Here is a 12,166-nt window from a genome sequence, read left to right as displayed (position 1 = left end):
TCGAAATGAGAGATAGATGCCCGTTTTCTTCGACCGATGATAGTAAGCTAGGCCACATCTCTAATTTTTGCGCAGCGAAGCTCATATTCACATTCTCGCAATTGAAGTTTCTTCTTTGATCGATAACGAGACAGTCATGATAGAAGCTCGGCTCTGCCTCAGTGCGTTTCGGAGAAAGGATGGCAAAAGCTAAGAAAGTAGTTCGTCGCGCGTGGAGAAAAGACGATGTTCGAACAATGAAGACGATGGCAAAATTAAAGTCAGGCGTCGCCAAGATCCCAAGAGCGTAAAGCGGACTCCCGGTGCCATCACTGTTATGGCTGCGAAGCTTGGGATAACCCTATCGATGCGCGACTAAGAACTTGCCCAATCTCAGAAATTATTTTCCTCTCCAGCATCCTGCCCCGATAGTGCTTCACGTTGGCGCAGGATGCATTACGATGTTGGGACCTCAGGTGGATGATCCGAACCCTCGTCTGGGCCGCTCAATAGCTTCTGCCGGGAAGTAAACCAAAGCCAAAGGATAGCGCTCGCGAGTACTATCGCGCCTCCTGCGACCATCAAGAGGGCACCCAGGATAGCCATCGCGGCCTCCTTTGGTTTCCATCCTAGCCAGACTGCCGGAGCGGTACGATGCCTCGCGCGATGCGGTTATCAGAACCCTGTAGGTCACATCTGAATATAGGCTGCCTTTCGCAGCGCGCCAATCATCAAGGTCTAGAGACCGCTCGAACCCGGCCCTTGCCTTCGCACCGGGGCCGGGCTTCGCAGCGGCCGGGGGTATTGGGGGTTTGGCTAGGTAGTGCGAACGGGTACGATGCAGGGTGCGAAGGGCTGCTTTTAGGGGCATAGCGGACATGGCCCGTCCGGGTTGCGACTTCGCCTTTTGGCACTTTTGAGACATGCCAGATGGCTCTGGCGATGTCCGTTGACGGGGCCAGACCGGAAGTCGGCAGTTCGCAGCCAATCCTGCAACGCATGATCTTGGTAGTTGATGCGCCCAGCGTGCAAATACTTGCACGGCTTATTGCTTGCTGCTGGTTCGGTAGATGGTCCTCGAGAAGCTTGTGTCGCTTGATTTAGCCCGCGTTCACGCCGGCGATGGCATAGTTCATCAGGAGTTTGGCGTCGATTTCTGAAACTCCCTTGCTTTGAACCTATTTCCGATTGCCTGGCTTGGAGCTCGCTCCGACCGCTAACTTCAGGCGGCCTTGCGGCCGAATGCCCTATCAGTCATCACGCGTGTGTTGGCTTCGATCTTAAGAGCTCGGCGTGAGGCTCTGCGACCAAGCCAATTACGAACTGCGGTCTGTCGGACAAGCGTTTCTCCCAGAGCCGCAAATACAGCCCCACTGATTGCTTGCTGTTGGCCGCGCAGATGATCTTCGAGGAGTTTGTGCCGGGTGATGTAGCCAGCATTCACGCCGGGAATAGCATGGTTCATCAGCAGCTTTGCATCGAACTCCGACACGCCGGCCGCGGTCGCAATAGTTCGGAAGCTCTGGCGAAGATCGTTGCCCCACTTCGAGAGCGTGCCTCGATCCTCCTTTTGCTCGACGAGGTGCCCTGATGCGCTGTCGGCGGGGAATATCCATTCTGCAGCCTGCGACGGGTACATCTGCCGCCCGAAACGCATGGCCCGAACCAAGCATAGGATCATTTCGCGTGAGAGCGGGATATCGAAAGCCCGCTTGGCGCCGCCTTTGGGCTTGGGGATATGCACCATGCGCCGTCCAAAATTGATGTGGTTGGGTTGAATCTCCTGCAGCGCGGTAGGCCGACACCCGGAGAGCAACGTGAATAGATGGAACTCACGGCGGATCGGATTGTCGAGAGCCGCTAATTCGGCGAACCATTCTTTCAGGTCGCCTGTCCCCATCCCCGTGTCGCGGCGCTCCTCCCCGTTCCAATCAATCGCATTGACGGGATTGTCGGCGGGCAATGACTTGTTGGATTTGCGAGCGTGGTTGTAGATGGCACGCAGCGTTCGCATGCTGCCGTTGGCGATATAGGGGCCGTTCTCCTTCGTAATGTCGTCGTGCTTCGTCACCACTTTGGCTGGGTCAAGACCAAGTTCTTGCAGCGGTGAATCGAGCCATTCCACGAATATGCGTTCAACGTGATCCCTATAGCTTTCGATGGTGCGTTCGCTGCGGCCCTTCCGGATCATGTGGGCGTCCCGGTATCGCCACCAGGCCTGCCGGAGGGTGATCCCTCCCGACGGAGCCGTAGCATTTCCCTCAGTGGTTGTTGGCTCACCCGTTACCGAGTCGAGCTGGTTGGCTTTCGGGTGCTGTCCTCGGCTGATTTGAGCCAAATAGTCCTTGGCGGTAGCGCGTGCCGTGCGCGTCGATATTTCGCTAGCGTCGCCTATCGCCACCCGGATCGACGAAGCGCGCTTGCCTCCCTGCCGCAGGTCGCCCTGGACCGTAAACGTCCTCTTCCGCTTTCCGACGACAACGAAGAAGCCCTTCAGCTCGGTATCTCTGGCCAGGTACCAGCCCTCTTTCGGAGCGGGCAGTCGAGCGATTGCCTTGTCAGTGAGCAGAATCCGGACATCAGCCATGGGGTGATCCAGGGGCTAAAACGGTTTTCAAACGGTTTTGGCGAAGCGGGAAGTTCGGAGGTTTGGGCGCGACGGAGTGCGAAGATATGCGAGAAAGGCCCTAAAATAAAGGGTTACTTGCACTCTCGTCGCACTGTAGCGTACAGTTTAGAAATGCAGCGAAGGGATATTTTCGAACTACGAATCTGGGGGTCAGGAGTTCGAATCTCTTCGGGCGCGCCACTCAGCTACAGCGAAGGCCTCGCCAGCGCGTGGCCTCAGGCAGGATACATCGCGGCCACGCCGCGTCGCCGTGGCTCCCAACCAAAAATATCGAAAACAACCCCATGCAAAGTAGCCAGGCAGTCGCCGGCACGGATGCGCTTTGGGCAAATACTTGACACGTCGGGCAAATCAGCGGCACTCCTCCATCATCGCACGATCCGTAAAAGCCCCGAGGGCCCGCAATAGCGCGCTGTCCGGTGTGTTTTTGGACGACGAGCCCTACCCGCATCGAACTTGCCTTAGCCCGCCGCAGCGAGTGATCGTCTGCGCGTTGCCGAGCCACCGCGTCGCTGCGATCTTGGCACTGTGGCAAGCCCGGCCGATCCACTGAACGGCCGAAGTCCGCGCCACATCACGCTACAGCGCTGCGAGAGTGACCAACCGTGTAGGGCAGGATAAAAGCCGCAAGGTGCGGCCGGTCGAAACACCCGCAATTTCAATCACGCTGCAAACATTATGAACATCGGGTGCACATTGCCGATTTTTGCAATGCGCTGTTGTTGCTCAATCTTCGACACGTTGCGGCGGCACCGTAGCCGCGGCGGCAATTTCCGCACCGATCAAGTCCGCTTCCTTTCGACCGTGGCTCTCGCGCACAGCAAGCCATGATCGCTTGGCGGCAAGGAGCCGGCTCGTCGACAGCCGGTCAAGGCCTATAGGCCGGCGGAGCCGGTCGCGCGGAGCGCGAGCCTTGACCGGCTGACGCCGGGCCGGCAGCGCTCGCCCAAGCGATGGCTTGGACTGACCGAAACCCCGTCGATTGATAGGGCAGGGTACGCCGGCTGGCGCTGTCATTGGCTACCCCCACATTGCTCTTTAATCCGCTCATAAGCATCGATGTACTTGGTATAGAACTTCTTTTCTCGCGCACCGAGCGCGTAGGAGTGGCAGGCATCATCAACAAACGGAATCTTGCTCAAGTCAAAGTCCAGTTTTGGAAACCGCGAAGAACAAAACGCCTGCTTTTGCGAACTGAAATGAAGAGAGTAGGTGCACCGATTTTCGGGAGGAGCGGAGGCCGGCCCGATGCAAGCTTCCCAAAGCTGATAAGTCCCATCGAATTTGGAAAGATCCAGCTGCGCTACGTCGACCCCATCCTTTTCCTCCCTCGTGGAGACAAAGACGCATCGCTTGTCTGGAATCTGACGTATCTCAAGACGCATGCGTCGACCACCAAACTCCTCGAGCGTGACGGAATCATCCGATGTGCGCGTCAACTTGTATGAATATTCACCGAAAGGTCCACGAATGAGCAGCGCAACGTCTGGCAAGATGACGGCCACAGGCTTCGGCTGTCCGGACTGCGCATGGCTAATAGGTGCGATGCAAATCGTTGCAGCGAGTGCAAGAACGATCCGACTTGCCGCGATTACCTATTGCGACGAGATTCGAGGAAGAGAACGCACCCCGGCGAGATCTGGCGATTCTGGTTGCCGCACTCCAATCGCTCCAAAACGCATTATCGGCGCTCCTATGCGCAGCGGACTCCGCTCCGGTGCATGTCGTTATGACAAAGAAGCGACACCGGGTAGTAGTTCATCACTTCGACCCTCGGTTGAAATTGCGGACAGTGGTTATCAAAGGCTAACCGCAGCGCCGACGAAAGAGGTTAACAGCCGCCAGTGAGTGGTAGCGGAAGGTCTAGGCCATCGCAGATTTTCCGATTGGAACGCGTGGTGGGCCACCACATCATAGCGGCACAGCGAACGAATAGTGTCCATCTTCATCGGCCGTGGTGCGCCATTGTACGATTTTGAATGAAATGATCGTCGGGAGCAGCGCGAATGCCGCATCAGGTCGCCGACGGCGCACACCAAACGTTCGCGATCGCAAGCATTGTCGGCGACGCCGATGTATGCTATTGTCATACGCCAATAGGAGCAGCTCCCATGACCACTTTGGTGCTGAGCGTACGCGTCAACGAGAAAGAGCGCGCCCTGCTTGAGGCTGCGTCCGAGTTATCACGCACCAGCCTCAGCGATTTTGTTCGACGTAAGGCGCTCGATGCCGCCGAGGCGGACATCCTCGAACGGCGGATCGTCACCATTCCGGCCAAGAGCTGGGAGGCGTTCGAAGCTTGGGCGAACCGTCCGCCGCAGGAGATCGCCGGCCTCAAGGATCTCGCGCGCACGGCCCCTACGTGGCAGAAGAAATAAGGTCGCCGCGTTCGCTCGCCGAAACCGACGATCGAAGCCGCTTTGATTGCGGTCGAGAGTCAATGAACCATTGGTTTCGGCGTCACGCCTGGGCCAACCATGCCACCGGCATCTCGCGCACCAACGTCATTTGCGACCAAGTCACATCCGATATCGTTGGCTATGTTGAGCGCCGGACAGATCGAGCGAGCTTTCCTGCCCAAGTCGCAACAGCGCAACAAACCCGACCCTGTTCCAGTGACCCTGCTCGGACAACTTGCGATCCACAAGCATCATCAAGGAAAGGGCCATGCCCGCTCGCTCCTCCTGTTCGCGCTCCGGACGGCGCTCAGAGCCTCCCGCGAGATCGGCAGCTTCGGCGTTATCACGCACCCAATCGACGATCAGGTGCGCACATTCTATGGGCGATGGGGATTCCAGGACCTGCCCTTCGACCCTCATCGGGCAATGATCGCGCGTATGGTTGACCTCGAGCGAAGCGGCATCGAACAATGAACCTGTGGCGACCGCGAAGAGACCTGCATTCTCCCGCGGATCGCATGAGAAGAATCCAAAAGTTCTGTCGATCGGCGCAGTTCTGACGTTCGCGGAACCGGCGACCTGCGGAGCCGCTGTGGTCAGCTGGCGCACATGACGGCCCAATCGCAGGTTTGCGAGCGCCTTCGCGTGCAGGCGTCCAGCGTCATAGCACCACAGCGAAACAGTAGTGCCCATCTTCATCGGCCGCGGCGCGCCAGTTCTCCACGCCATGTGACCCGCACATGCCGTATCAAGCTCGCGCAAGCGAAGTGGCACGGTGGTTGGCGGGAAGTGTGAGCCACCACCCGGTGCTTAGCTCGCTGCGTCCTTGATCGCGGTTTCGAAGGTCTTTGCGTCGAAGGCCGGCATACTCTGGATCCGCCCCAGACCCTGGGTCGCGTACCAGACGGAGAACGCGAGCATCGCCGCTTCATTCGGGGCATCGACGATGTCGACGAAATCGTAGTAGCCCTGCGTGTAGTGGATCGACTCGACCTTGATGCCCAGCTTGTCGAGTTTTGCCTTGGCCTTGCCGACACGATCCGATTGCTTGCTTGCCCACTCAGGGCTCAGATTACCGAGCAGCACATATTTCATGGCTACCTCCACGTGATGTTGTCATAATGCGCGAAGGACCACACCATTATACGCCTTCCATGGACCCGTGCCCATGCCGTTCTGCGTGGCGAGAGCCGCGAGGCACGGGGCTCCCCGGCCCCGTATCCTGGCCGGCAAGCCCCTACAGCCAGCGCCGTACCCGCGCGCGGTAGCGGCGATAGACGTCCCCGAACTTGCGCTCGAGATAGGCTTCCTCGCGGGTGATCACACCGTAGCGGATGACAAGCGCAAAGGGCACCAACGTCATCAGCAGCCAGAGGCCGTTGAAGGCAATAGCCAGGCCGATGAGCCCCAGCACCATGCCGAGATAGATGGGGTTGCGCGTGAAGCGGTAGGGGCCAGTCTCCACGATGGTCGTGGTCGGCAAATTGGTGGGCACGTTCGAGCCGGCCCGAGTCATGGTAATGATCGCCCACGCGACCAGCGTAAGCGCAAGGGCAAATACTATCGCGCCGAGCCAGCCAGCAGATACCGCGGCCGGCAAGAACGGCAAGGGCATGATCCAATTGAACGCGAGCCCGGCAAGCACCGCGAGCGCCCACGCGATCGGCGGCCGGACAATCACATTCGCGGTATCTGCCGTGTCAGCCATGGCGGCACCGGTGAAGCTGCGCTCCCTTGATGTGGCCAGCCAAAGGCCGTTTGCAAGGTCGCGAAAATCGCAGGACCATCGCAGACCTGGTTTGAGCGTGTGGCGGGCCGCGGCATCACAGCGTCACGGCGAAGCAATAGTGCCGGCCTTCATCGGCCGTGGCGCGCCACCCGTGAATGTCCAAGGTTCTTTGCGCCCGATCCAGGACGGAGTGTGGTCGAGGCGATGCGTCGTCGCCTCGACCGGCCGGGCTGATGCAGTCGTCAGCTCTCCCTGGCAAACAGCTTGCCGTAGCGCTCCAGATAGAGCGGCCAACCCTGATCTCTGGCCACGCCCTCGCGGACGCCTTGCCAGCCCTCGCCGTGGCGGTCGAGATTGCGGTGCTCGATCTCGACCCGCGTGCGTTGCGGGGTTTCGGCGATGAACCGTACTTCCCACTCGCTGGTTTTCAGCGGGTCGTCCTCGACCTGCCATCGCGGGCTGATGTCCCAGCTCAGCAACACCCGGCTGGGCGGCTCGTAGGCCAGCACCCGCGCCCAACGGCATACGCTGCCATCAACCCCGCGGTCGTAGAGAAAGCCGCCGACCTTCGGCTCGAACACGGTCTCGGCGATCGCGACCTTGAGCAGGTTGTGCTCGGCGGGCTTGAAGCTGCCGAAGTCCTCCGTGAAGACCTTGAATGCGCGCGCGACCGGAGCCTCGACCACGATCGACGTGCGCACGGATGTGTCTGCTGCCTGGATACTCATCGGATCTCCCTCTTTCGGTTGCTCGACGACCGTCTTGTAGGCCGCGAGCGTCTTGGTCCAGAAGCGGTCGAGTTCGGCTCGAAGCGCTGCCAGCCCATCGGGGTCGACCTGGTAGATGCGCTGCTTGCCGGCTCGTTTGTCGACGACGAGACCGGCGTCCTTGAGCACCTTCAGATGCTGCGAGACCGCCGGCCGGCTGACGGGCAGCGCACGGGCCAGCTCGCCGACCGCGCTCGGGTGCTCGATCAGCCGCTCAAAGATCGCCCGCCGGGTCGGATCGCCCAGCGCTGCCCAGCCGTTTGTTGCGTAAGTCATCACTTACGCGTAAGTCTATACTTACGCGTTTAGCGGAGTCAACCCAGTCTAAATGGTTGTTTCGAACTCTGGTGGGCAGCGCCACGCGCCGGTGCGAGCCCTCTCGCGGCGGTTGAACGTGATTCCGAGGGGGATCCGTTGAGTGCTGGCGGATAGAGCGGCGTGATGCCGGCGGCTCCGTCAAAATGAAGAGTGCTTCCTCACAGCGCCGCGGCGAAGTCGATCGGCCATGGCTTTGCTTCGTAAATCTCGACAAGCGCGAGGAGCACGCCGGCTTCTTCAGAAATGATGCACGCCCAGCGCCGAGAACGCGCCGTCATGCGGCTCATGGCCGTCCATGGTCGGCTGGCCGAGGAAGCCGAGCTGCAGCGGCATCGGATGCAAGAGCGACGTCGGTATCGCGCCCGCGGTGTCGAGCAGCGGTACGTCATGCTGCGTGGCGCCGGAAATATCCGTGGCGCTGGACGTCAGTCCGGAAAGGTCCGTCGCCAGCGGTGCAAGCAGGCCTGTGGCGGGTGCGTCATGGAGCAGGCCGCCTACCGCGTCGGTAACACCATCGACGAGGTGACCGACGGTGTTTGTCACTGTCGACGTCAGTTGCCCGACCGTGGCGCTCAGGCTTGTGATCGTGCTCGATACCGTTGCAAGCGCGGTGTCGACGATACCGGTGACGGTGTCTGCAAGCGTGTGAACGAATGCGCCGGGATCGAGCGTGGGTGGTGCGATGCTGCCGCCGGTCGCGCTGCTCGCGCCCGCCGATGGCGCATGATCCATCGATCCGCCAAGGCCCGATAGCGCGGACGATGCAAACGTGTCCGTGACGAGCACTTCGCCCGATGACGTATGGTCGAGCGTCGCGCTCGCATCCTGTGGCGAGGTCGTTGCCGTGGCGTCGGCATGGGTTGCAGGCGAGAGATCGGCTGCCGGAGATTCGATCGTGCCGGCATGTTGGTCCTGATGGTTCGGCTCGGGATCGGCCGGTACCAGCGCTGCCGGGGCGATCTCTGCCGGATGCGCGGGCGGGGTGGTTGACTCCGCCGCGCGTGCCTCCCCCTCGTGCTCCAGGCGGTGCAGCACCGTATCGGCGTCGTTGAGAAGGCCGAGCAGCACGGTGGCGAAAGCAACCGACTCGGTTGCCGAGATATGACGGCTGCGTTCGGCTTCGTCGGAGCGGCGGGCGTTCTTGTCGGACTCGGCCATGGCCATCTCCTCGTCAGCGTTCGCGGAAGGCGCGGGTGATCTCGTCGCGCAGCGGACCGAGCAGGTATTCGAACAAAGTGCGCGGACGCGTCGGCACGATCACCTCGGCCGGCATCCCGGCCTGAAGGTCGATGCGCGACTTCTTGACGTCGTTCGGATCAAGCGCGACCTCGACGGCGTAATAGCCCTGTCCGGACTTTTCGTCGGTCAGGCGGTCGGCGGACACCGTGTGCACGGTGCCATAGAGCCGCGGGCGTTCGATATAGTTGATGCCGGTGAGCTGCACTTCGGCGCGGTGGCCGACGGCGACGTCGTTGATGTCGGACAGCTTCAATTTCGCGGCGGCGATCAGCGGATTGTCCGTCGGCACGATGTCCATCAGCCGCGCGCCGGGCTGGATCACGCCGCCCTCGGTGAAGACGTCGAGGCCGACCACCGAGCCGGTCGCCGGCGCGGTGATCCGCGTGCGGGCCATCACGTCGGTGGCGGCGTCGATCTTGGGCGCCAGTTCGGCGAGCTTGTTCTCGGTCGCGCGCAATTGATCGGTGATCTCGCTCATGCGCGCGCGCTCCACCCGGGCGATTTCGAGATCGTTCTGCGCGATCTGCTGCTGCATACCGGCGATGCTGGCCTGTTGCGCGCCGATATCGGCCTGTAGTCTGGCGTCCTCGCGTTGCAAGGCGAGGATGCGGGTCTTCGGCGTATAACCCTGCGCGAACAGATGCTGCGCGCCGTTCATCTCGTCCGTCAGCAACTCCCGCTGCTTCTCGGTGCCGGCAAGCTGCGCCTGCGTGCCCGTGATCTGCGACTCCAGCTCCTTGATCTTGCCGCGCAGCACCGCCGTCTCGGCCGCGAACTGGTGTTTGCGCGCCGCCATCATCGCCGTCTCGTTGGCCATGGCCTGGCGTACGGCGGACAGCTCGCCGCGCGCGCGAAGATGTTCGTCGAAGTCAGGCGCATCGCTTTTGTCGCGTTCCGCCATCAGCCGTGCGCGCGCGGCCAGCGCGGCGTCGCGATCGGCTGTAAGGACGTCGAGCTTGGCGCGCGGGTCGCTGTCGTCGAGCCGGATCAGGAGCTGGCCTTTTTCGACGCGCGCGCCGTCGCGCACCGTGAGCTGGCGCACGACGCCGCCATAGGGGTGCTGCACGCTCTGCCGCCGTCCCTCGACCTGAAGGTTGCCGCTGGCGATGGCGGCGCCCGAAATTGGCGCGAGCGTTCCCCACATCGTCATCGCGGCCGCGAACGCCGCGACCACGCCGCCGCCGACGAGCGCCGGTCGGGCGGGCCGCGCGTAGCGCGCGCGGTCGCGCATCGGGGCGTAGCCGTCGTCGATCGCGGTCATGATGCGCGCCCCGCGGCGGCTTGCTGCAAGGCGTGATAGACCTCGCCCGGAGGCCCGAGCATGTCGAGCATGCCGCCCCGCAGCACCATCATGACGTCGACGATGTCGAGAATGGTGGTCCGGTGCGTGATCACGATGACGGTGGCGCCCTCGTTTTTGGCCTGCAGCAGCGCGATCTTGAGCGCCTCTTCGCCGGGCGCATCGAGATTGGCGTTGGGCTCGTCGAGCACGAGCAGCGGCGGCCGGCCGAGCAGCGCGCGCGCCAGCGCCAGACGCTGGCGCTGCCCGCCGGACAGGCCGACGCCGCCGGGGCCAAGCCGCGTGTCGTATTGCTTCGGCAGGTCGAGCACCATCTCGTGAATGCCGGCGCGCTTGGCGGCGTCGATGATCTCTTCCGTCGAGGCGTCGCCGAAACGCGCGATGTTTTCGCGCACGGTGCCGGCGAACAGGCCGACGTCCTGCGGCAGATAGCCGACATGGCGGCCGAACTCGAGCGGATCCCAGTGGCTGTAGTCGAGCCCGCCGAACCGCAACCGCCCGTCGGCCGGGGCGATGGCGCCGACGAGAAGGCGGGCCAGCGTGCTCTTGCCCGAACCGCTCGGTCCGACGATACCGAGCGCCTGGCCGCCGCCGAGCTCGAACGTCAGGTCTCTGATGACGGGCTCCTTGCGCGCCGGCAGCAGACAGCGCAGTTCGCGCACCTCGATTGTGTTGCGCGCCCGCGGCACGATGGTGTGCGGCGGCGTCAGGTCGATCTCGGCGAGCAACTCGCGCACTTCCGCATAGGCCTCGCGGGCACCGATGAACTGCTTCCAGGTGCCGACCGCCTGTTCCACCGGCACCAGCGCCCGCCCCATCACGATGCTGGCGGCGAAGATTGTGGCGGGTGTGATGGCATGATCGATGGCGAGCCAGGCGCCGGCGCCGAGCATCAGCGATTGCAGCAGCAGGCGGAAGAACCGGATCGAGGAGGTCATCACCGCGTTCTTGTCGCTGGCCTCCGCCTGCTGCACCAGCATCGACGAGCGCTGGCTCTGCCAGTTGCGCTCGACCGCCGGCTGCATGCCCATCGCGCGGATGACGTCGGCGTGACGCAGGATGTTTTCGGTGAACACGTAGGACTGGTTGCCGGCGGCCTCCGCCTGCTTCATCGGCTCGCGGGTCATCACCTCGTTGAGGCCGGCGAGCCCGAGCAGCAGCACGGCACCGATGGTCGCGACGATGCCGAGGAGCGGATGGATGAAGAACAGCAGCATCAGATAGATCGGTATCCACGGCAGGTCGAACGCGAAATAGATGCCTGGACCGGTCACGAAGGTGCGGAACTGATCGAGATTGCGCAATTGCTGCGCGCCGCGCGAGGCGCCGCGCTGCGCCGAGCGCACCACCAGCGCCTCGAACACGCGCGCCGACAATTCCATGTCGAGGCGGATGCCGCAGCGGATCAGGACGCAGGAGCGTACTGCGTCCAGCGCCGCCATGGTGAGCAGCGCGATCGCGAGAATCAGCGTCAGCAGGACGAGGGTGGAAACGTTCTCGTTGAGCAGGACGCGGTTATAGACCTGCATCAGATAGAGCGGCGAACTCAGATAGAGCAGGTTGATGGCGCTGGAGAACAGCCCGGCCCAGAGGAAGTGTGGCCACAGCGCGATCAGCGCCTGGCGAACGTCATCGATCCGGCGCCGGGGGGCGACGGGTTCGTCGAGAGCGGTCAGCGTGCCCGTTGGCATCAGGCGGTCACCTTGGGCGTGGTTGACATGACGCTGCGCGACCCGGTCGTGCAGCGCAGGAGGTCGAGACGCGGCGTGGGATGCGCTCCCCACGCCGCGCGTTTTCGAAATGTTG

9 protein-coding genes and 2 pseudogenes are annotated in these 12,166 nt (G+C 62.3%); 1 reads left to right on the top strand and 10 read right to left on the bottom strand.

The features are described 5' to 3' along the window. Positions 1–1,201 precede the first annotated feature (1,201 nt). Entirely contained in the window at positions 1,202–2,566 is a 1,365-nt protein-coding gene (locus V1293_RS19725) for an integrase family protein (protein ID WP_334511513.1), read from the bottom strand. A 1,055-nt stretch (positions 2,567–3,621) separates the two neighbouring features. Then, entirely contained in the window at positions 3,622–4,113 is a 492-nt protein-coding gene (locus V1293_RS19720; RefSeq protein WP_334511512.1) for a hypothetical protein, read from the bottom strand. A 606-nt stretch (positions 4,114–4,719) separates the two neighbouring features. Here V1293_RS19720 and V1293_RS19715 point away from each other — a divergent pair. Then, entirely contained in the window at positions 4,720–4,986 is a 267-nt protein-coding gene (locus tag V1293_RS19715) for a type II toxin-antitoxin system TacA family antitoxin (RefSeq protein ID WP_334511511.1), read from the top strand. Between the two features lie 141 nt (positions 4,987–5,127). Here the strand turns inward: V1293_RS19715 and V1293_RS19710 are convergent, their stop codons facing one another. From V1293_RS19710 to V1293_RS19675, 8 genes and pseudogenes are all read right to left on the bottom strand, one after another. Then, positions 5,128–5,706 (bottom strand): hypothetical protein, encoded by a 579-nt coding sequence (locus V1293_RS19710; RefSeq protein WP_334511510.1) that lies wholly within the window; start codon positions 5,704–5,706, stop codon positions 5,128–5,130. Between the two features lie 111 nt (positions 5,707–5,817). After that, the gene (locus V1293_RS19705) at positions 5,818–6,102 is read right to left on the bottom strand and encodes a GYD domain-containing protein (RefSeq protein WP_334511509.1); all 285 of its coding nucleotides are present in this window, start codon (positions 6,100–6,102) and stop codon (positions 5,818–5,820) included. Positions 6,103–6,244: 142 nt separating this feature from the next. Next, positions 6,245–6,715: a methyltransferase family protein gene (locus tag V1293_RS19700; protein ID WP_334511507.1), complete on the bottom strand. Its 471-nt coding sequence runs from the start codon at positions 6,713–6,715 to the stop codon at positions 6,245–6,247. Between the two features lie 263 nt (positions 6,716–6,978). Beyond that, a pseudogene (locus V1293_RS19695) lies at positions 6,979–7,401 on the bottom strand (SRPBCC family protein); the annotation flags it as partial. 84 nt (positions 7,402–7,485) lie between these two features. Continuing rightward, positions 7,486–7,779: pseudogene (locus tag V1293_RS19690) on the bottom strand (ArsR/SmtB family transcription factor); the annotation flags it as partial. A 279-nt stretch (positions 7,780–8,058) separates the two neighbouring features. Further along, positions 8,059–8,979, bottom strand: a complete 921-nt coding sequence (locus V1293_RS19685; protein ID WP_334511506.1) for a hypothetical protein — start codon at positions 8,977–8,979, stop codon at positions 8,059–8,061. Between the two features lie 13 nt (positions 8,980–8,992). Beyond that, positions 8,993–10,321 carry an HlyD family type I secretion periplasmic adaptor subunit gene (locus tag V1293_RS19680; protein WP_334511505.1) on the bottom strand — a complete coding sequence of 443 codons (1,329 nt, stop codon included), beginning with the start codon at positions 10,319–10,321 and terminating at the stop codon, positions 8,993–8,995. After that, on the bottom strand, positions 10,318–12,051 hold the full coding sequence (locus V1293_RS19675; RefSeq protein WP_334511504.1) for a type I secretion system permease/ATPase: 1,734 nt from the start codon (positions 12,049–12,051) through the stop codon (positions 10,318–10,320). Before V1293_RS19675 ends, V1293_RS19680 begins: the two co-directional genes overlap by 4 nt. Positions 12,052–12,166: the final 115 nt, after the last annotated feature.

Source organism: Bradyrhizobium sp. AZCC 1693 (genome assembly GCF_036924745.1).
Lineage (GTDB): Bacteria > Pseudomonadota > Alphaproteobacteria > Rhizobiales > Xanthobacteraceae > Bradyrhizobium.
Note: the sequence above shows the minus strand (reverse complement) of the source record. Positions and strands in the feature narration are given on the sequence as shown.